A 21,363-nucleotide genomic window follows, 5' to 3' on the forward strand; every position below is an offset into this window, starting at 1 on the left:
TGTTAAAGGGCAAAACGAACGGATTTTGGTCTGGGCCGTAAACAATAAAAAAGTGAACTCAGCGTTACAGTTCATCTCCGCTATGCCGATAATTCCCTTCAGAATGGCTCTAATTTTGATATTACTTTTCATGTTCTGGGGTGGTTATGCGCTTTAACTATGACCTGCTACCGGGCGAACGTCTCTCATTTGAAGAGATCGCCCTACGTTATGCACAACAATACCCTGATGAGAAAGAACTGACCGCGCGTGCGTTGCTGAGTCCTTCAACCAGCTATCGGACGTTAAAAATTCGCGCTGTCTTTGCTCAGGAAGAGAGTAACAGTCCGCTGGAAGACCTGTTGTTCATCGCCAACGATAACGAACGAAAAAATTATTTGCGCCGTTTTGAGCACTATCTGAAACAGCAGCAGCCTTTTCACTATTTTCGTCGGGGACACGAGGATAAAGAGAACAACCGGTGGAAAGTGATTGGGCAGAGCTACGTCTATGCGATGGTCGATCCGCACTCCGCTCAGGCGCAAAACCTGATCAACAGCCGGGGCTATAAGCTGGTTCTGATGCGCGAGGACGAAGAGGATGCCTGGTGGCAGCTGTTCAACGTTCAGTCTAATCCTTGCTTTCCACAGTCACGCCGTATCCAGTTTATTGTGGTACTAAGCACGCCTGAGCACAGAACGCCCGCTGCAGTTATGCCTGGTACGGAAGTCGGGCGGCGGGTGAAAGCCAAAGTGTTGCAGAAGGCCAGCCAGTCAGAGTTTATGGCGGCGGTTAAGGCGCGCTATGGGGCCTGTATCATTACCGGAACCAGCCTTCTCGATCAGCATCAATGGCCCTGGGTCGAAGCCTGCCATATCGATACGCGCGAAAACGAAGAGGGATTTCTCGCAGACAATAGCGTGGATAATGGGCTGTTCCTGCGCAGCGACTTACAGCGGCTTTTCATCAACAGAATGATTAGTATTGATGGTGATTCCGGGCAGGTCCGTTTTCACACGGATGATAAAACACGTGAAAGCATTAGCCCGTTTTATCAGGAGATGGAAGGGCGGGTTTGCGCGCTATGGGAAAACGTTCCCGTAGCCACACGGCAGCGTTTGCTGACATTACGTTAGCCTTCCTGTTCAGAGCGGAGACTTCCGCTCTGAAACATCACAAATTTGAAATAACCTCGGTTTATCCCGCCTATTCTGCCAATCAAAAGCCCTACAGAATTGCATAATCATGCCGATAACTTCATTAACGCAGGGTAGTCAACGTGAACGATCTCTATACCGCCGAAGGCGTGATGGACAAACATTCGCTCTGGCAGCGCTACGTACCACTGGTACGTCATGAAGCACTACGCTTGCAGGTCCGCCTGCCAGCCAGTGTTGAACTTGACGATCTGCTTCAAGCCGGGGGCATTGGTCTGTTGAATGCGGTGGAGCGCTATGACGCACTCCAGGGTACCGCCTTTACCACGTATGCAGTACAGCGCATCCGTGGAGCCATGCTTGATGAGCTTCGCAGCAGGGACTGGGCACCACGTAGCGTCAGACGAAATGCTCGCGAGGTTGCGGGAGCCATGCATCAGGTTGAACAGATGCTGGGCCGCGCTGCCTCTGAGCAGGAAGTCGCGCAACAGTTGAATGTTTCGATAGAAGAGTACCGGCAGATTCTGTTGGATACCAACAACAGCCAACTCTTTTCGTACGACGAGTATCGGGAAGAACACGGTGACAGTGCGGAACTGGTGACGGAAGGGCACGAAGAGGCCAATCCACTTCATCAGTTGATGGAAGGGAGTCTGCGTGAACGCGTCATTGAAGCGATCGAGGCCTTGCCCGAACGCGAAAAGATGGTGCTGACACTGTACTACCAGGAAGAACTGAATCTGAAAGAGATTGGCGCGGTTCTTGACGTGGGGGAATCCCGAGTCAGCCAACTGCACAGTCAGGCGATAAAACGCTTGCGTGCCCGACTTACGGGAGCGCGCTAGAAGGCTCAGTTCCTGGCGATCTATAAATAATAAGAAATCGGGGACTCAACAGTGGGAGCCAAAACCAAAGCCAGACCTTTAAGTCGTTATCTTAAAGACTACAAACACAGCCAAACCAATTGTTCACACTGTGGCAAAGTTTTAGATCGTATGGCGCTGGTCTTCCGAGGTCAGATCATCAATAAAGAGGCCATCGCACGCATGGACCAAATGATTGATGAGCCGCTTTGGCTAAAACTTCAGCCTGAATTAACGGCGCTTTGCCGTTTTTGCAGCGATATTTTTTGTAATACACATCCTAACTACTTTGACATTATGGCGTTTAAACAATATCTGTTCGAACAGACGGAAATGAGCCCGAGCACGATTCGTGAATACGTGGTTCGCTTACGTCGGCTTGACGATATGCTGAAAGCCAGAAACTTTCCGGCTGAAAAACTGACAGGCAATAGCTGGCATCAATGCCTGGAAGAAGACTTACCTGATGCTGGCAATAATAATTATCGTATTGCGCTGCGAAAGTACGACCAGTTTTTAGGCTGGCAGCAACGTTAAGGGACACAGTGAAATGTCAGAGAGCGTTGCCACTGACATGATGTCTCCCACCCCCATTTTTCCCACTTCGCGGGGGAAAATGGGGATGTTGCGCTGCAGCAGGCTGCCCTCTCTTTTCCCCCGCATTTGAATTCAGGATGATCCTTTCCGCATCTTCTGTAACACTGTAAAGATCACTGCCTTGTGCCCAACGGGAGGCCGCATTGTCCTTACATCTTATCCATCAGTTTCCTCGTATCGAACTTCTGGGCGCGCCCACGCCGCTGGAATATCTGCCGCGTTTATCTGACTATCTTGGTCGTGACATCTTTATCAAACGTGATGACGTGACACCGCTGGCTATGGGCGGTAACAAGCTGCGCAAGCTGGAGTTTTTAGCCGCGGATGCCCTTCGTGAAGGCGCTGACGTGCTGCTGACCGCTGGCGCCATTCAGTCTAACCATGTGCGTCAAACGGCGGCCGTTGCAGCCAAACTCGGCCTGAAATGTGTGGCCTTGCTGGAGAACCCGATAGCAACGCACAGTGAAAACTACCTGACCAATGGCAACCGCCTGATGCTGGATCTCATGGATGTCGAGGTGGTGATGGTCGATGCGCTGACCCAACCTGCCGCGCAACTGGCGGAACAGGCGGAGCGGCTTGAAGCGCAGGGCTTCCGGCCTTACATTCTGCCGGTGGGCGGTTCGAATGCGCTGGGGGCGCTGGGCTATGTGGAATGTGCCCAGGAGATTGCTCATCAGAGCGAAGGGGTGGTGGATTTTGCGGCAGTCCTGGTCGCATCAGGCAGTGCCGGAACGCATGCCGGTCTGGCGGTTGGGCTGGAACAGCTGCTGCCGGAAACTGAGCTGGTTGGCGTAACCGTATCGCGTAACGTCGCTGAGCAACGGCCTAAGGTTGACGCACTACGCCAGGCCCTGGCAACGCAGTTAGCCCTAGAGGCGAAGGCACCGGTCACGCTATGGGATGACTATTTTGCTCCGCGCTACGGCGAGCCGAATGAAGAAGGCATGGAAGCGATCAAACTGCTGGCGCGTCTCGAAGGGATTTTTCTCGATCCTGTTTATACCGGTAAAGCCATGGCGGGCCTGATCGATGGTATCAACCAGAATCGTTTTCGCCGGGAAGGGCCGCTGTTGTTTGTGCATACAGGCGGCGCGCCAGCGTTATTTGCTTATCACCCTTCGGTCTGAGACGCAGCGCAAAAAAGGGTTATAATTCAGCCGTTATTTTAACGCCTTAGGTAAAATAACGCCCATAATGACAGAGCGGCAGGCCGTGATGCGCCGCTCAACAGCTCACTTACAAATAATAAACGGGGTAAACATGGCTTTCTCACAGATTCGTCGCCAGGTGGTGACGGGAATGATGGCGGTTGCGCTGGTGGCAGGCTTCAGCGTTAAAACGTTTGCGGCAGACGATTTACTGGCGCAGGTTAAAAGCAAAGGCGAGCTGCGCGTCGGTCTGGAAGGCACCTATCCTCCTTTCAGTTTTCAGGATGAAAAGGGCAAGCTGACGGGCTTTGAAGTGGAGTTTGCTCAGGATCTGGCCAAACACATGGGGGTTAAAGCCGTCCTGAAGCCAACCAAGTGGGATGGCATGTTAGCGGCGCTGGATTCGAAACGCATCGATGTGGTCATCAATCAGGTGACGATCTCCGATGAGCGTAAAAAGAAATACGATTTCTCTACGCCGTATACGATTTCTGGCGTGCAGGCGCTGACGCTGAAGAAAAACGCGGGCAGCATCACTAAGCCAGAAGACCTCGCAGGGAAGAAAGTCGGTGTGGGCCTGGGGACCAACTACGAGCAGTGGCTGCGCGCGAACGTAAAAGGTGTGGATATCCGCACTTATGATGATGACCCAACCAAATATCAGGATCTGCGTTCTGGTCGCGTTGATGCGATTCTGGTGGATCGCCTGGCTGCTCTGGATCTGGTGAAGAAAACGGGCGATACCATGGCGGTAGCCGGTCCGGCATTCTCGCGTCTGGAAGCGGGCGTTGCGCTGCGTAAGGGCAACGAAGATTTACTGAAGGCGATCGATCAGGCCATTGCGGAAATGCAGAAAGACGGCACCCTTAAAAAGCTGTCAGAAAAATGGTTTGGCGCGGACGTTACTAAATAATGCAGGAAAGTTTACAACTGGTGCTGGACTCAGCACCCTTTCTTCTTAAGGGCGCGCTGTTCACGCTGCAGCTCAGTATTGGCGGTATGTTTTTCGGGCTGATACTGGGCTTTTTGCTGGCCCTGATGCGCCTGTCCCGCTTCTGGCCCGTGAACTGGCTGGCGCGTATCTACGTGTCCATCTTTCGTGGCACGCCGCTTATCGCCCAGCTGTTTATGATCTACTACGGTCTGCCGCAGTTTGGCATTGAGCTGGATCCCATTCCCTCGGCGATGATTGGGCTGTCGCTTAACATGGCGGCCTATGCCTCAGAATCGCTGCGCGGCGCGATTGCGGCCATCGAGCGCGGCCAGTGGGAAGCGGCGGCCAGTATCGGCATGACGCCGTGGCAAACGCTGCGTCGGGTTGTTTTACCGCAGGCCGCCCGTACCGCACTCCCGCCTTTGGGTAACAGCTTTATCAGTCTGGTAAAAGATACTTCGCTGGCTGCCACGATCCAGGTTCCGGAACTGTTTCGTCAGGCGCAGCTGATTACCTCACGCACGTTGGAGGTGTTCACCATGTATCTGGCGGCTTCGCTGATCTATTGGGTGATGGCAACCGTACTGTCAGCATTGCAGAACCGACTGGAAGCGCACGTTAATCGTCAGGATCAGGAGGCGAAATGAGTGCTATTGAAGTTCGCCAGTTGGTGAAAAAGTTTAACGGACAAACGGTACTGCACGGCATCGATCTTGATGTCGCCCCGGGCGAAATCGTCGCGATAATCGGCCCCAGTGGCTCAGGTAAAACCACGCTGTTGCGCAGCATCAACCTCCTTGAGGTCCCGGATGCTGGCCGCATTAAAGTGGGTGATATCACCATTGACGCCAGCCTGGGCATGAACAGACAGAAAGAGCGGGTGCGGCTGTTGCGTCAGCAGGTGGGTTTTGTCTTTCAAAACTTCAATTTATTTCCGCATCGTTCGGTGCTGGAAAATATTATTGAAGGTCCGGTGATTGTGAAGCGGGAAGCGAAAGCGGACGCGGTTGCCCGCGCGCGCAGCCTGCTTGAAAAAGTTGGACTCAATGGCAAGGAAGACAGCTACCCACGGCGCCTGTCCGGTGGTCAGCAGCAGCGTGTCGCCATTGCCCGCGCGTTGGCGATGCAGCCAGAAGTCATTTTGTTTGATGAACCGACCTCTGCGCTGGATCCGGAACTGGTGGGTGAAGTACTGAACACCATTCGCGCACTGGCTCAGGAAAAACGCACCATGGTTATCGTGACGCACGAAATGAGCTTTGCCCGCGACGTCGCCGACCGCGCCATTTTTATGGATCAGGGCCGTGTTGTTGAACAGGGCCCTGCTAAGGCACTCTTCAGCGATCCTCAGGAGCCGCGTACCCGGCAGTTTCTGAATAAATTTCTTAATCAATAAACCCGGTGCCGCCAGAAGTTGGCGGCGCTTATTGCGCTGTCTCCCACCTTTATTCTTCTCAGTTTCTTCCGAAAATTTACATTTTGCATAGATTTAATTAACTGATTTTAAAGGTGATTTGTCATCATCTCGCGTCCTGAGGTAACAGATTGTAACTTTTAAGAGCCGCCTGATTGAGACTTCCCGCTAAATATTAATAATTCTTCACAAATTCATTGCACGATCGGGAAGACATAATGAACCAACCCAGGAAGGAAATCCTCTGGATCAATACCCTAAAAGGGGGATGCATTTTACTTGTGGTACTGCATCACTCCATCATTACAACCTTCGCGCCAGCGCTTCATCATTTGACAGCCGGTATCGTACCGGCTCATGCGTGGGTGGCGTTTAATACCTGGCTTTCCCCCTTACGGATGCCGGCATTTTTCTTTGTATCCGGCCTGCTGGCCAGTAACTCGGTGATCAATAAACGCTGGAAAGCGGTCTTCACTAAAAAGTTCAGCAACATCGTTTACCTGTATCTGCTGTGGGGCGTAATCCAGTGGCTGAGTATCCACTACATTTCAACCCACCTGGGCGAGCGGCTGTCCAGCAGCAAAAACGCCGCCTATGCGGATTCGCCAATGGAGTTTATTAAACTGCTGATGCTGTCGATGACCAGCCTGTGGTACCTGTATGCTCTGGCGGGGTTTTTTCTGGTCACTAAACTTTTCCATCGGCAGAAGATGCTGCTGGTGGCTGCGGCAATAGCGGCAAACTACGCCGCGCAGTTTAGCCTGATCCCCGGATGGGGCCCGGCCAGCGTGGCACAGAACTATCTCTATTTCTTACTGGGCGTATTTTTTAGCGCAACGTTAATCGAACTGAGCGGTTTAAAAGGTCGTCACTGGCTCTGGTTGGGCGCAATCGCGGCGATCGGCATTGCCCATCATCTGGGCGGCATATATAAAAACCCGTTCTACAGCCTGCTGACCATCGTCTTTGGTATTGTGCTGTGCCGTTTTCTTAATGCGCATTTCAATATGGCGTGGCTGAACTATATAGGGCGTAACACGCTGCAGATTTATGTTTTGCACCGTATCTTTATCGAACTGGTGGGGCTGAGCGCCATCTCACTGGCGCTGCACTACGGCTGGTTTGGCAACGCGGGTTTTAGCTGGGCATGGGCGTTGCTGATGCCGTTAACCGGAGTGGCAGTCTGCACGCTCCTGTCTTTGATGGTCTGGTCGCTGCTGAACCGGGGGCCGGGACGGATGCTGTTTATTCATCCACGTTTAATCAGTAAACGGCAGCCAGAAACCCAAGCCTCATGATCCTGACGTACCGGGCCAGCATGCTGGCCCGTTTCGTATCCTTTCTCTGGCGGGCACCGCAGGGAGTAAGCATTTCTCCCCGGTTAGCCTGTTCCTGTCGCGTCAGCTGACAGGGCGAGAAGCATCAGTCGCCTCTGGTCGGGGAAGGGACACTTCATGTTGAGGCTGCTCTTTGCGTGCCGTGTTATGCCGGGAGACAAATGCCTTTGATGACCAGGTGCTGAATCAGAATAATGGTTTTCGCGTCAATGATGATGCCGGCATCAATCATCGCAAGCGCCTCTTGAATCGGCACCTCAATGACTTTGATATCTTCACCTTCAGCAGCAAGGCCTCCGCCCTCGTTAATCCGCATTTCGCGGGTAAAAGGGGCGATGAAAAAGTGCAGACGCTCAGTGACGGAACCCGGGCTCATGAATATCTCGCCAATCTTAGTGACCTCATTCAGCTTATATCCGGTCTCTTCTTCGGCTTCACTTCTTATTGCCTGAATCGGGTCCCGCTCATCAAGCAAACCGGCGCAGGCTTCAATCAGTTCATAGTGATGACCGATCAAAAACGCAGGCAGCCGGAACTGGCTGGTAAGGATGACCGTTCTGTCATCGCGGTTGTAGAGCAGAATAGTCGCACCGTGGCCGCGATCGTAAGCTTCACGCGTGAAACGCTGTTCTGTCCCATCGGAACGGACATAGGTCATATCGTATTTGGTCAGGGTGCCCCAGTCGTTTGCCAGTATCTGCTGGTTGTTAACGGTCGCGGTGGTGGAAACGGGCGTATAATGCGCATGCTTCATATTGAGATTCCATTGGTAAGTAAGTCTGGAAGAGCCATTCAGACACAGCGTGCCGAGTGGACATTAAAAAAATCACCCCTAAACCTAAACCTAAACCTAAACCTAAACCTAAACCTAAACCTAAACCTAAACCTAAAAATGCACTTTTCACCTGTCAGCGATATTTCCGAAAGGAACACCTAAGCGAATAACGTTTAGCGGTGTTTTATCCACGCCCTGTCTTTTTTAAGGTGATATTCGAACCTGAAATAAAGATACAGGCAATAATGCAGGGAAAAATTTAGCCGAAAAGGGCATAAACGAACGATTTTACCTGGCTGAATAAGCCACTCGCGCTAATCAAACACGCACAGTAACGTTACCTGTACTTAAGATGAGTCACCTGACCTGACATAAAGCCAGAAATAAGGTTAAGCAAGCGTTGAGTGTGAAAATTCGCCGGGACGTCATCGTGCGGTGTGGCATCGCGCGATGAAACGTTTATCTGTTGCCGCAACGATAAAGTCATGGATCTGAGGGGCAGGATGCGCGGGGCATTGGGGCCTTTGCGGCAGGATGCCTGCATAGCGCCGCACGGCTTTTGCAGCGCGCGTTCACGCAACAGCGTAGGGCCATGGGATAAAATACCTCGCCTGTCCTGCGCGACCCAGGCCAACTGATTTAATAACTGACCTGATGCTTAACGGGCAGCAACACCTGGACATTTCTTATTTATTCAGATAAGAACACCTTATTTATTCCGTCGTCTGACAACAATTCCCTGCGTTGAAATTAAATTCGGGATAAATGTCAGAAAACATCCTGTATTGTAAAGTACGGTTTTAAACCCTTCCGGGAAGGGGACTTTAAGACTTTCGCTACATTCAGGAGTGCGAGCATAGGGAATACTTTTCGTATAACGATAACGTCGGCAGTTCGAATAACTTGTTTGTACATGACACAGCGACGGAAAAAGCCTGATGACGAAAAGTGAAAAAAAAGATATTGCATGGATTAATACCCTAAAGGGAATCTGTATCCTGCTGGTCGTCCTGTATCACACGGTGTTACCCGGTTTTGAAAGCCGGGTGAAAGATCTGGCCGCAGGTGAATGGATGGCAGAGATGTGGGTGCAGTTTAATACGTTATTATCGCCGCTGCGCATGCCCGCGTTTTTCTTTGTGTCGGGTTTACTGGCCAGAAATGCCATCATTGACCGCCCCTGGAAACATATCGCGACCAGCCGGATGACAAATCTGTTTTATCTCTATCTGCTGTGGGGAGCCATTCAGTGGGGGGCCATCACGGGCATTTCAACGGAAATTACCGGGCAGCGTATTTCACAAAATATCAATGCGGCCTATGCGGGAACCTTTTCTGAGTTCCTGACGCTGACGTTTCTGGCGATGAGCACCTCATGGTATTTATATGCCCTGGGGATCTACTTTCTTCTTGCCAAACTTTTTCAACGTTACAACCTGCCTTTGTTGCTTATGGCCGCAGTGCTTAATTATCTGGCGGTTGAAAAAATCATTCCCTACTGGGGCCCGCAGAGTCTGGCGCAGTATTTTGTTTTCTTCATGCTCGGCACGTTCTGGTGTTCGCAGATACTGCGTTTAAGCGAGTGGCGAAGGCAAAACGGACTGCCGTGGTTGTTACTGCTGCTGCTGGCGGGCCTGCCCGCTCTGTTCGATTTCGACAGAAGCCTCTTCTTATCTGTTCTTGCCATCCTCATCAGCGTGGCGGCCTGTCGCGGGTTAAATCAGGTCAGTAGCATGGCGTGGCTCAACTGGATTGGCCGTCACACCTTGCCTATTTACGTCCTGCATCGCATCTTTATTGAGTATTTCGGCATGACGGCCATTTTGTTTGCGCAGCGCCACCAGCTCTTTGCGCTGGCATGGTTTTCGTGGCTGTGGGCCTGCCTCTATCCGCTGGTCATTGTCGCCCTCTGCTCACTGGCGTCCGTTGCCGTCTGGTCGCTGACAAATCATGGCGTCGGGCGCGCGTTGTTTCGCTTCCCGACGCTGATAAAACGGCCTGTGTACCCGGCGGCGTAACCGGGGCAGGTGGCGCAGGATGCGGGAACAGAAAAAGGCGTGGTGTAAAAAGCGCAATGAAGCCGGCCGCTGATAGCGGGCCGGATTGCGGTCAGGCTTAGTTACGCGCGCGCATCACCTGATAGCGGCGCGTGAAATACTCGACCGGCGCGCTCCAGATGTGCACAAGGCGGATAAACGGAAACACCAGAAAAATCGTCACTCCCAGAATCAGGTGAATACGATCAATCCCTTCCACCCCGTCAAGCCAGCGTGAGGCGTTGCCCCGCAACATGATCACCACCTGTGCCCAGCCGACCTGTTTCATCATGCCAGGGCCGTCCATATATCGCCCAATGCTCAGCGCAAAAAAAAGGTTCATGCCCGGGCATGAACCTTTAACGTAAGCGATCGGCCTGAAGGACGTTACCCGATTGTCATCAGGCTGGCATTGCCGCCCGCGGCTGCGGTGTTAACGCTGAGCGAACGTTCAATCAGCAGACGTTCCAGCAGCAGATTAGTTTCGCCGCGCGCAAAACCCTGCACCGACACGATGGCACCTTCGCGCGCCGCAACCTGTTCGCACAGGTTGCGGAGCTGGTCGGCATCACCGTGATAGATAACGGCGTCAAAATGCGCAGACAGGGGATCGTTGGAGAGCGTAATGCGGTTTTTCACCGCCGCCGGTAAGGTGCCCAGCAGTGCGCGGTGCAGCTCATCGTCCTGCCACAGTGCCTGGCTGCCTACGCTGGTGACCGCCGCCAGTTGAATCAGAGCATCCTCCTCGTTATCCGCCAGACAGAGTACCTGCTCACGCGGCAGCAACAGGAAGGTATTGCGTTCCCCTGTTGGACCTGGCAGCAGGCGTACCGTGCCTGCCTGAGCCAGCTCGGCATAATGCTGGCACAGTGAAGACAGCTGAGGCTTATCTTTTGCCCACTCGCTCAATGCCTGATGCGCTGCCAGCAGCAGCTGACGCTGGGCATGGTCGGCCGGGCGCTCAGCATCCTGACGGGCGAGGGTGGTGCTGAGTGCGTTGTCCGGGCGATTCGCCAGCAGGCGATACAGATAAAGCGGGCCACCCGCTTTCGGACCGGTACCGGATAAACCCTCGCCGCCGAACGGTTGCACGCCCACCACCGCGCCAACCATGTTGCGGTTAACGTACAGATTGCCCACTTTGGCCGCTGCGGTGACCTGCATGATGGTTTCGTCAATGCGGGTATGGACGCCTAACGTCAGCCCATAGCCCGAGGCGTTAATCTGTTCGATCAACTGCGGCAGGCCGCTGCGGGTGAAGCGCACAACGTGCAACACCGGACCAAAAACCTCTTGCGTCAGATCGCTGACCTTATCAAGTTCAATCAGCGTCGGTTTCACAAAAGTTCCGGTTGCCCACTCTTTGCTGTCCTGTGGATGATCCTGCGCCGTTTGAAACACCTTAAAGCCTTTATTGCGCATGGCCTGAATATGGCGCTCAATGTTGGCTTTGGCCTCTTTATCGATCACCGGGCCGATATCGGTGGACAGGCGCTCCGGATTGCCCATACGGCACTCCGCCATCGCGCCACGCAGCATTTTCAACGTATGTTCCGCGACGTCCTCCTGAACGCACAGCAGACGCAGCGCAGAGCAGCGTTGACCCGCGCTGTCAAAGGCCGAGGCGACGATATCGATCACCACCTGTTCTGTCAGGGCGGATGAATCGACAATCATGGCATTCATGCCGCCGGTTTCAGCAATCAGCGGAGTGGGGCGGCCTTGGGGATCCAGCCGGCCTGCCAGATTACGTTGTAACAGGGTGGCGACCGCCGTGGAGCCGGTGAACATCACGCCACGAATGCGTTCGTCTCCGGTGAGCTGTGCGCCCACGGTTTCACCGAGGCCCGGCAGCAGTTGCACGACGCCAGCCGGGACACCGGCACTCAGTAAGATCTCAACGGCCTGCGCGGCAATCAGCGGCGTCTGCTCGGCAGGCTTCGCCAGCACGCTGTTTCCGGCCGCCAGCGCGGCTGCGACCTGACCGGTAAAAATGGCCAGCGGAAAGTTCCACGGGCTGATACAGACCACAGGTCCCAGTGGGCGGTGCGTTTCGTTGTCAAAATCAAGGCGGACGATGCCAGCGTAGTAATAGAGGAAGTCCACGGCCTCACGCACTTCGGCAATGGCGTTGCTGTAGGTTTTACCGGCTTCGCGCACCAGAATGCCCAGCAACTGCTGTAGCTGACCTTCCATTAACTGTGCTGCACGCTCAAGGATGGCCGCGCGCTCCTGCGGCGGAGTGGCAAACCAGATGGGACCGGCATTGACCGCCGCCTCAATGGCCTGGGAAACCTCCTGTTCTGAGGCATGGCGAACGGTACCGACGACGTCCGACGGCGCGGCCGGATTCACCACATTCTGGCTTTCTCCGCTACCAGCAGGGCCGTCAATAAGCGGTTGTGCCAGATAAGGCTCACTCGCGCCGCTCAGCAGAGCACTGGACAGGGAAGCAAGGCGGTGCTCGTTAGCCATATCCAGACCCGCAGAGTTAACCCGGTCGCTGCCATATAAGTCTCGCGGCAGCGGGATTTTTGGATGTGGCAGGCCCAGGGTGCCTTCGCTGGCACCCAGTTTTTCAATTTCACTCACCGGATCGGCGACCAGCTCGTCTATCGGCATGGACGTGTCGGCAATACGGTTAACAAAGGAGGTATTCGCACCGTTTTCCAGTAGGCGACGCACCAGGTAAGCCAGCAGGGTTTCATGTGTACCTACGGGGGCATAGATGCGGCAGGGACGATTGAGTTTGCCGTCTGCCACTTTGCCTACCACCTGATCGTAGAGCGGTTCACCCATGCCATGCAGGCACTGGAACTCATACTGTCCGGGATAATAGTTATTGCCCGCCAGTTGATAGATCGCGGCCAGCGTGTGCGCGTTATGTGTGGCAAACTGCGGATAGATCAGATTGGGCACTGCCAGCAGTTTACGGGCGCAGGCCAGATAAGAAATGTCGGTGTACACCTTACGGGTATAAACCGGATAGCCTTCCAGCCCTTCCACCTGGGCGCGTTTGATCTCGCTGTCCCAGTAAGCGCCTTTCACCAGGCGAATCATGAGACGACGACGGCTGCGTTGGGCCAGATCTGTCAGCTCATCAATCACAAACGGGCAACGCTTCATATAAGCCTGAATCACGAAACCTATGCCGTTCCAGCCTTCAAGCTCGGGTTCAAAACACAACCGCTCCAGCATATCGAGAGACAGCTCTAAACGATCGGCCTCTTCCGCATCAATGTTAATGCCGATGTCGTAAGAGCGGGCCAGCAGGGTCAGCGACTTCAGAATAGGATACAGTTCATCCATCACCCGATCATACTGCGCGCGGCTGTAGCGCGGATGGAGTGCGGACAGCTTAATAGAAATGCCTGGGCCTTCATAGATGCCCCGACCGTTTGAGGCTTTACCAATGGCGTGAATCGCCTGCTGATAAGAAACCAGATAGGCTTTGGCATCGCTGGCCGTCAGGGCGGCTTCACCCAGCATATCGTAGGAGTAACGGAAGCCTTTTTCTTCAAGCTTGCGGGCGTTGGCCAGGGCTTCGGCGATGGTTTCACCGGTCACGAACTGTTCGCCCATCAGGCGCATCGCCATATCCACGCCTTTCCGGATGAGCGGCTCGCCGCTCTTGCCAATAATTCGGTTGAGCGAGCGCGACAGGTTGACTTCATTGTGCGTTGAGACCAGACGGCCCGTAAACAGTAGTCCCCACGTCGCGGCGTTCACAAACAGTGACGGGCTGCGGCCAAGATGTGACTGCCAGTTACCGTTGCTGATCTTGTCGCGGATCAGCGCATCGCGGGTGGGCTTATCCGGGATACGCAACAAAGCCTCGGCCAGGCACATTAATGCCACACCTTCCTGAGAGGAGAGTGAAAACTCCTGCAGCAGGCTTTGCACCATGCCGGCACGGCCGGTCGCCCCTTTTTGGTGCCTCAGCTTGTCGGCCAGCTGGTGCGCCAGCTGCTGCGTTTTTTCTGCCAGGGCGGCGGGAAGGCGCGCTTGCTCAAGCAACATGGGAACAGCATCAGTTTCAGGACGGCGCCAGGCGGCTGTCACCGCAGAGCGGGCGACCGACTGCGGCAAAATGTTTTCGGCGAATTCAAGGAAGGGCTGAACCATCTCTTCCGGGGCAAGCTCATCGGACGCTGAGTCGTTAAGCTGCAGGGGGATCTCATCCACCGTTTCACCCGCATCTAACTGGGTCAGATAATTAAAGATCGCCTGTTTGATCAGCCAGTGTGGCGTGCGATCGAGTTTCTGCGCCGCCAGTTTAATACGGTTGCGGGTGGCTTCATCCAGCTTCACCCCCATGGTTGTTGTTCCCATGATTTTCTCTTCCTTAAAACGGTTTTGACCAGAGCATGGGCTGCACTATTACCCATGTTGCAACTTTGTGCAACCAGGTTAAATGTGACCTCGGTTGCACACTTTGAAACCCCTTTTTTAATTAACATTTAAAAGCGGCACAAATCTTGCTGCAAAAAACTCGCCAAAGTTGCAACCTCATTCAATTTAAAGGGTGAAATCATTGCAAAGGTGCAACTTTATTGTGAGCGGGCGCAACCTGTGAGCATTTAAAAGGGATTGAGAGGTGAAACTGATGTGACGGATGTGTTAAATGCATTGTGTGCGCCGTGCCTTTACGGCAGGATACCGCGCCTTAAGGGAAATCGCTTTCTCTTGATGCGGTAACAGCCTGACGCCTTCACGTTCCGAGGGGGGCAGGAAAAAGATTTCTCTCAAGAGATCGGATAATAACGGAGAAACAAATGACAGTAAGTACGCCAATGTTGGTGACCTTTTTAATTTATATCCTTGGGATGGTGCTGATCGGTTTTATTGCCTGGCGCTCAACGAAAAACTTCGACGACTATATTCTGGGCGGACGCAGCCTGGGCAGTGTCGTGACTGCGCTGTCCGCTGGAGCCTCCGATATGAGTGGATGGTTGCTAATGGGATTGCCGGGTGCCATTTTTCTTTCCGGTATCTCTGAAAGCTGGATCGCCATTGGCCTGATTATTGGTGCATGGTTTAACTGGAAGATTGTCGCGGGGCGCTTACGGGTTCAGACGGAACACCATGATAATGCCCTGACGCTGCCTGACTTCTTTACCAGCCGCTTTGAAGATCGCAGCAAAATCTTGCGGGTCATTTCTGCCGTGGTGATTCTGGTGTTTTTCACTATCTACTGCGCATCAGGCGTGGTAGCGGGCGCGCGTCTGTTTGAAAGCACCTTTGGTATGGATTACTCCACCGCCCTCTGGGCCGGTGCCGCCGCCACCATTCTGTATACCCTGGTGGGCGGATTCCTGGCGGTGAGCTGGACGGATACCGTTCAGGCCAGCCTGATGATCTTCGCGCTGATCCTGACGCCAGTCATCGTGGTCATCGCCGTGGGTGGCTGGAGCGATTCGATGGCGGTGATTGAGGCCAAAAACGCTGAAAACGTCGATATGTTCAAAGGCCTGAATTTCGTGGCCGTGCTGTCACTGCTGGGCTGGGGACTGGGCTATTTCGGTCAGCCTCATATCCTGGCACGTTTTATGGCGGCGGATTCACATCGTTCCATTCGTACCGCGCGCCGTATCGGCATGGCGTGGATGATTCTCTGTCTGGCGGGCGCGGTGGCCGTGGGCTTCTTTGGGATCGCCTATTTCCACAATAATCCTTCTCTGGCTGCGGGCGTTTCACAGAATGGAGAGCGCATCTTTATTGAGCTGGCACGTATTCTGTTTAATCCGTGGATTGCCGGTATTTTACTGTCTGCCATTCTGGCGGCGGTCATGTCCACGCTCAGCTGCCAGCTGCTGGTCTGCTCCAGTGCGCTGACGGAAGATTTGTACAAAGGCTTTTTACGCAAGAATGCCAGCCAGAAAGAACTGGTTTGGGTAGGGCGCCTCATGGTGCTGCTGGTAGCGTTAGTGGCCATCGCGCTGGCGTCGAATCCCGAAAATCGGGTGTTAGGCCTGGTCAGCTACGCATGGGCCGGTTTTGGCGCGGCATTTGGACCGGTAGTCCTGTTTGGCGTGTGCTGGAAACGCATGAACCGCAACGGTGCGCTGGCGGGAATGATTGTCGGTGCGGTCACGGTACTGGTATGGAAACAGTATGGCTGGCTCGGCCTGTATGAAATCATTCCGGGCTTTATTTTTGCCAGTATCGCCATTGTGGTCTTCAGCCTGGCAGGCCGGGAACCTTCTGCAGCGGCCATTGAACGCTTCGATGCTGCCGAGGCAGAATTCCAGACTAAATAAGGCGCGAACGTGTTGAAAAGCCTGCCCTGTAAAGGGCGGGCTTTTTTTTGGCCTGCGTCTGGCACAGACAGTTACGAAATTATTTCACGGAGGAACTTGTTTTTTTCTGAGTGGTAATGATAATCGGTATCGTTCGTTTTTACGTAAATTTACGTCCCATTGACGCTGCTTAACATTCAAGAGGTCGGCGATGTTTGTTCCCTTTCTCATCATGCTGCGTGAAGGCCTGGAGGCAGCGCTCATCGTGAGCCTTATTGCCAGCTACCTGAAAAGGACGCAGCGCACACAATGGTTCCCTGCCATGTGGGCGGGCGTGTTTATTGCCGCTGCGCTTTGCCTTGCGCTGGGCATCGTCATCAACCAAACCACAGGGGAGTTTCCTCAGAAGCAGCAAGAGCTTTTTGAAGGCATTGTTGCGGTGGTCGCGGTCGTCATCCTGACCTCAATGGTGTTCTGGATGCGCCGGGTGGCGCGCAATATCAAGCTGGAACTGGAGCAGGCGGTCGATCAGGCTTTACAGAAATCAGCCGGGGGCGGCCTGGCCCTGGTCCTGATGGTGTTTCTTGCCGTCGCCCGGGAGGGGCTGGAGTCAGTGTTCTTTTTACTGGCCGCCTTCACTCAGGACGTCGGTTATGCGCCGCCGCTGGGGGCCGTGCTTGGCCTGGCGACGGCCGTTGTGCTGGGCATGTTGATCTACTGGGGCGGGGTTCGTCTGAATATGGCGCACTTTTTCCGCTGGACCAGCCTTTTTATTCTTCTGGTGGCCGCGGGGCTGGCAGCTGGCGCTATCCGTGCCTTTCATGAAGCCGGGCTGTGGAACCATTTTCAGCAGGTGGCGTTCGATATGAGTAACACCTTATCGACCCATTCACTGTTTGGCACGCTGCTTGAAGGCATTCTGGGTTATCAGGAAGCCCCCAGCGTAAGTGAAGTGGCCGTCTGGCTGCTTTATTTGATTCCGGCATTATTACTGTTTGTTATGCCTGCACGTGCTGGAACCTCAGCCGCTGCGCGCTAACGCGTTTACCAGGCGCGTCAGGCGCGCCTCTGACTGAATAGGGAAAAATATGAAGAAGCGTTTTCGTCGTCACGCGGTGCTGGCTTCGCTGCTGGCGGTTTCCGGCTCCACACTGGCTGCAGCCATTCCACAGGTTAGCGTGAGTGTCACGGACAAGCAGTGTGAACCGATGTCACTGACGGTTCAGGCGGGCAAGACTCAGTTTCTGATCAAAAACAACAGCCAAAAGGCGCTGGAATGGGAAATCCTGAAAGGGGTGATGGTGGTTGAGGAGCGCGAAAATATTGCGCCCGGCTTCAGTCAAAAACTGACCGCCAACCTTGAAGCGGGCGAATATGAAATGACCTGCGGCCTGCTGACGAATCCGAAAGGCAAGCTGATTGTCCAGGGCGGCGCGGGCAAAAACGTGCAGAAAGGTAAAACAGAACTGATGCAGCTGGCGGGGCCAATCAACGCCTACAAAGCCTACGTGACGGACGAAGTCAACCAGCTGGTGGCGGGAACCCAGGCCTTTACGGATGCGGTGAAAGCCGGAGATATCGAAAAAGCCAAAGCGCTGTTTGCCCCCACGCGCCAGCATTACGAACGTATAGAGCCGATAGCTGAGCTGTTCTCCGATCTGGATGGTCGCATTGACGCCCGTGAAGATGATTATGAGAAAAAGGCTGAAGACCCGAAATTCACCGGTTTTCACCGGCTTGAGAAAGCGTTGTTTGCCGATAATAGCACCAAAGATATGGCGGGCTATGCCGAGCAGTTAAACAACGACGTGCGCGATTTGCAGAAACGCGTTAGCGAGCTGGCGTTCCCCCCGGCCAAGGTCGTAGGCGGCGCCGCAGGGCTGATCGAAGAAGTGGCTTCCAGTAAAATCTCCGGCGAAGAAGATCGTTACAGCCGTACCGACCTGTGGGATTTCCGGGCGAACGTGGATGGCGCGCAAAAAATTGTCGAGCTGTTGCGCCCAGTCCTGAAGCAGGCAAATCCAGCGCTTCTGGCAAAAGTGGATGCCAATTTCGCGAAAGTTGACGCGATTCTGGATAAATACCGCAGCGGTCAGGGTTATGAATCGTATGAAAAACTGACGCCAGCCGATCGAACCGCGCTGAAAGGGCCGATTACTGCCCTGGCGGAAGATCTTTCTCTGCTGCGTGGCACCTTAGGCCTGGATTGATGATGGATAAGGATAAGGCGTTAAGCCAGCCATCGCGCCGCCGTTTATTGAAAGGACTGGGGATGCTGGGCGGCGCGGCGGCCGTCAGCGGTGGGTGTCCGTTTCATGCCGCGGCCGCCGAAAACCCGGACAGCTTTTCGCCCGGTACGGTAACGCCGAACGCGCGTCAGCAAGTGCAGCCCTTTTATGGCGTGCATCAATCCGGCATTACGACGCCACAGCAGGCGTCAATGATGCTGGTGGCGTTCGATGTGCTGACCCGCGATAAGCAGGAACTGCAGCGTTTGTTCAAACTGCTTACGCAGCGCATCGCGTTTCTGACCCGGGGCGGGATGGCGCCCGCGGTGACCAACCCACAGCTGCCGCCGCTGGATTCAGGCATTCTGGGGGCCGAGATTGCCCCGGACAACCTGACGATGACGGTTTCCGTCGGTCATTCCCTGTTTGATTCGCGCTTTGGTCTGGCGGCGCTTAAGCCGGCTAAACTGCAGGCCATGAGCCGTTTCCCTAACGACTCTCTGGATGCAAATCAGTGCCACGGCGATCTGCTGTTGCAAATCTGTGCTAACACGCAGGACACGGTGATTCATGCACTCCGTGATGTGGTGAAACATACGCCCGATTTGCTCGGCATTCGCTGGCGACGGGAAGGGTTTATTTCCGATCATGCCGCGCGCAGCGCGGGAAAAGAAACGCCCATTAATCTGCTGGGTTTTAAAGACGGTACGGCCAATCCCGATACGCATAACATGGCGTTGATGGATAAGCTGCTGTGGGTAACGGAAGAGCAGGCGGAACCCGCGTGGGCCCGTCACGGCAGTTATCAGGCAGTAAGGTTGATCCGTTTTCATGTGGAAATGTGGGATCGCACGCCATTGGGTGAGCAACAAACGATCTTTGGTCGCGAGAAATTAAGCGGCGCACCACTGGGCATGAAAAACGAGCACGACGTGCCGGATTATCGCCAGGATCCTGATGGCGATGTCATTGCGTTGGATGCGCATATTCGGCTGGCGAACCCGCGCACGCCTGCGACCGAAAGCAGCCTGATGCTGCGCCGGGGCTACAGTTATTCGGCGGGTATTTCAGCGTCAGGCCAGTTGGAAATGGGCTTGTTGTTTGTTTGTTATCAACATGATTTAGAATTGGGTTTTCTGACCGTACAAAACCGTCTGAATGGTGAAGCGCTGGAAGAGTATATACGTCCCTTTGGCGGCGGATACTTTTTTGTATTACCCGGCGTTATCAATGAAAATCATTATTTGGGCCAGTCCTTACTTGAAAGCTGATTAAATTTTAATCACGGCATTCTGTGCCTGACCGCCCAGCGTGCCGTATTTCTGTCTCAGGTTTTTTATCCTCCGCCTGTTTTTTCGCGCTCCGTTTTAAACCGTTGATGCTGCATTGAAAAATAAACTAACTCTCTGTAATACTTGCGTAATTTAATTTAAGTAAGGTTGGCGTTAACGCATGGTTGAATATTTATTTTTCAATAAAGTGAAAATACTGTTGCAAAATACCAATAAGATGGTTCACTTTACTATGAAAGCGTAATCGGGCGTGTTGATGTCTCACACTGGAGTTCGCGCATGGATAGATGTTTTTACAGCCGTTCAGCAGTAAAAAATATCGCATTTACCCGTGAGGAGGTTTCTTCCTCAACCGCTTTTACACCGCAATGTGTTTTCTCTTTTCAACCTCACTCCTTTTTTACCGGTATACGGCCTGGCTGTTTTGCTGCCGGATATCAATCGTCATGGCCTGTCACGGCTCTAAAGGAAGCCAACTGAAACCTCTAAAGCGTTCACGTAATCGCATCGGGCTTGTTGCCTGAGCGGGAAATGAAACCAACTGTAAGGTGCCACTATGGGAAGACAGAAAGCAGTGATCAAAGCGCGTCGAGAAGCAAGACGAGTGCTTCGCAATGACTCCCGCAGTCATCGTCAGCGTGAAGAAGAATCGGTCACTTCGCTGGTGCAAATGGGTGGGCTGGACTCGATTGGCATGGCGCGCGATGTGCGCGATCGTGCTCCGATTGAAGCCCGCAATGAAGCTCAGGCGCACTATCTCAACGCCATAGAATCAAAACAGCTTATCTTCGCTACCGGCGAGGCAGGCTGCGGCAAAACCTGGATTAGTGCTGCGAAAGCGGCAGAGGCCCTGATTCATAAGGATATCGACAGGATTATCGTTACGCGCCCGGTGCTGCAGGCGGATGAAGATCTGGGATTCCTTCCCGGGGATATCTCAGAAAAATTCGCCCCGTATTTCCGCCCGGTTTACGACATTCTGGTTAAACGTCTTGGCGCATCCTTTATGCAATATTGTCTGCGTCCCGAAATTGGCAAAGTTGAAATCGCGCCCTTTGCTTATATGCGCGGTCGTACCTTTGAAAATGCAGTGGTGATTCTCGATGAAGCGCAGAACGTTACCGCTGCGCAAATGAAAATGTTTCTGACCCGCCTTGGCGAAAACGTCACGGTGATTGTTAACGGCGATATAACCCAGTGCGATTTGCCCGCTGGGGTGCCTTCTGGTCTCGCGGACGCGCTGGCGCGTTTTGAAGAGGACGAGATGGTGGGCATTGTCCGTTTCGGCAAAGAGGATTGCGTGCGTTCCGCGCTGTGTCAGCGTACTTTGCATGCTTACAGCTAGCGTTCGATTGAGTCAT

16 protein-coding genes and 1 pseudogene are annotated in these 21,363 nt (G+C 53.8%); 14 read left to right on the forward strand and 3 right to left on the reverse strand.

The annotated features are described in order from the left end of the window. The first annotated feature begins 146 nt into the window (after positions 1 to 146). The 8 genes from QLG08_RS03300 to QLG08_RS03335 all read left to right on the forward strand — a co-directional run bounded on the left by QLG08_RS03300 (position 147) and on the right by QLG08_RS03335 (position 7,393). On the forward strand, positions 147 to 1,115 hold the full coding sequence (locus QLG08_RS03300; protein WP_014593927.1) for an HNH endonuclease: 969 nt from the start codon (positions 147 to 149) through the stop codon (positions 1,113 to 1,115). Positions 1,116 to 1,258: 143 nt separating this feature from the next. Then, the gene (locus QLG08_RS03305) at positions 1,259 to 1,981 is read left to right on the forward strand and encodes an RNA polymerase sigma factor FliA (RefSeq protein ID WP_006118887.1); all 723 of its coding nucleotides are present in this window, start codon (positions 1,259 to 1,261) and stop codon (positions 1,979 to 1,981) included. A 51-nt stretch (positions 1,982 to 2,032) separates the two neighbouring features. After that, complete coding sequence (gene fliZ / locus QLG08_RS03310; RefSeq protein WP_013026139.1) at positions 2,033 to 2,536, forward strand: flagella biosynthesis regulatory protein FliZ; 504 nt, start codon at positions 2,033 to 2,035, stop codon at positions 2,534 to 2,536. Positions 2,537 to 2,739: 203 nt separating this feature from the next. Beyond that, a complete protein-coding gene (locus tag QLG08_RS03315) occupies positions 2,740 to 3,726 on the forward strand; it encodes a D-cysteine desulfhydrase (RefSeq protein WP_013026138.1) in 987 nt (328 codons plus the stop codon). Positions 3,727 to 3,859: 133 nt separating this feature from the next. Continuing rightward, positions 3,860 to 4,660, forward strand: a complete 801-nt coding sequence (tcyJ, locus tag QLG08_RS03320; protein ID WP_014605583.1) for a cystine ABC transporter substrate-binding protein — start codon at positions 3,860 to 3,862, stop codon at positions 4,658 to 4,660. After that, entirely contained in the window at positions 4,660 to 5,328 is a 669-nt protein-coding gene (gene tcyL / locus QLG08_RS03325; RefSeq protein ID WP_013026136.1) for a cystine ABC transporter permease, read from the forward strand. The genes tcyJ and tcyL overlap by 1 nt, the downstream gene beginning before the upstream one ends. Beyond that, positions 5,325 to 6,077, forward strand: coding sequence for an L-cystine ABC transporter ATP-binding protein TcyN (gene tcyN, locus QLG08_RS03330; RefSeq protein ID WP_013026135.1), 753 nt, complete (start codon positions 5,325 to 5,327; stop codon positions 6,075 to 6,077). The genes tcyL and tcyN overlap by 4 nt, the downstream gene beginning before the upstream one ends. Before the next feature lie 236 nt (positions 6,078 to 6,313). Then, positions 6,314 to 7,393: an acyltransferase family protein gene (locus tag QLG08_RS03335; protein WP_015700083.1), complete on the forward strand. Its 1,080-nt coding sequence runs from the start codon at positions 6,314 to 6,316 to the stop codon at positions 7,391 to 7,393. A 184-nt stretch (positions 7,394 to 7,577) separates the two neighbouring features. Here QLG08_RS03335 and QLG08_RS03340 read toward each other — a convergent pair whose 3' ends face one another. Beyond that, positions 7,578 to 8,186, reverse strand: a complete 609-nt coding sequence (locus QLG08_RS03340) for an NUDIX domain-containing protein (protein ID WP_013026133.1) — start codon at positions 8,184 to 8,186, stop codon at positions 7,578 to 7,580. A gap of 959 nt (positions 8,187 to 9,145) precedes the next feature. Between QLG08_RS03340 and QLG08_RS03345 the strand changes: the two genes are divergently transcribed. Next, a complete protein-coding gene (locus QLG08_RS03345) occupies positions 9,146 to 10,225 on the forward strand; it encodes an acyltransferase family protein (RefSeq protein ID WP_282472804.1) in 1,080 nt (359 codons plus the stop codon). A 97-nt stretch (positions 10,226 to 10,322) separates the two neighbouring features. Here the strand turns inward: QLG08_RS03345 and QLG08_RS03350 are convergent. Continuing rightward, positions 10,323 to 10,556, reverse strand: a pseudogene (locus tag QLG08_RS03350) (respiratory nitrate reductase subunit gamma); the annotation flags it as partial. Positions 10,557 to 10,630: 74 nt separating this feature from the next. After that, entirely contained in the window at positions 10,631 to 14,575 is a 3,945-nt protein-coding gene (gene putA, locus QLG08_RS03355) for a trifunctional transcriptional regulator/proline dehydrogenase/L-glutamate gamma-semialdehyde dehydrogenase (RefSeq protein ID WP_013026130.1), read from the reverse strand. 443 nt (positions 14,576 to 15,018) lie between these two features. On the opposite strand from putA, the gene putP reads away from it, so the two are divergent. The 5 genes from putP to phoH all read left to right on the forward strand — a co-directional run bounded on the left by putP (position 15,019) and on the right by phoH (position 21,347). Further along, complete coding sequence (putP, locus tag QLG08_RS03360; RefSeq protein WP_022623275.1) at positions 15,019 to 16,503, forward strand: sodium/proline symporter PutP; 1,485 nt, start codon at positions 15,019 to 15,021, stop codon at positions 16,501 to 16,503. Between the two features lie 190 nt (positions 16,504 to 16,693). Next, positions 16,694 to 17,521, forward strand: a complete 828-nt coding sequence (gene efeU, locus QLG08_RS03365; RefSeq protein WP_013026128.1) for an iron uptake transporter permease EfeU — start codon at positions 16,694 to 16,696, stop codon at positions 17,519 to 17,521. A 49-nt stretch (positions 17,522 to 17,570) separates the two neighbouring features. After that, positions 17,571 to 18,692: an iron uptake system protein EfeO gene (gene efeO, locus QLG08_RS03370; protein ID WP_013026127.1), complete on the forward strand. Its 1,122-nt coding sequence runs from the start codon at positions 17,571 to 17,573 to the stop codon at positions 18,690 to 18,692. Next, positions 18,692 to 19,981: an iron uptake transporter deferrochelatase/peroxidase subunit gene (gene efeB / locus QLG08_RS03375; RefSeq protein WP_028715243.1), complete on the forward strand. Its 1,290-nt coding sequence runs from the start codon at positions 18,692 to 18,694 to the stop codon at positions 19,979 to 19,981. The genes efeO and efeB overlap by 1 nt, the downstream gene beginning before the upstream one ends. Before the next feature lie 577 nt (positions 19,982 to 20,558). After that, the gene (phoH, locus tag QLG08_RS03380; RefSeq protein WP_013026125.1) at positions 20,559 to 21,347 is read left to right on the forward strand and encodes a phosphate starvation-inducible protein PhoH; all 789 of its coding nucleotides are present in this window, start codon (positions 20,559 to 20,561) and stop codon (positions 21,345 to 21,347) included. Positions 21,348 to 21,363 lie beyond the last annotated feature (16 nt).

This window comes from Pantoea sp. V106_11 (genome assembly GCF_029967885.1).
GTDB classification, from domain to species: domain Bacteria; phylum Pseudomonadota; class Gammaproteobacteria; order Enterobacterales; family Enterobacteriaceae; genus Pantoea; species Pantoea ananatis.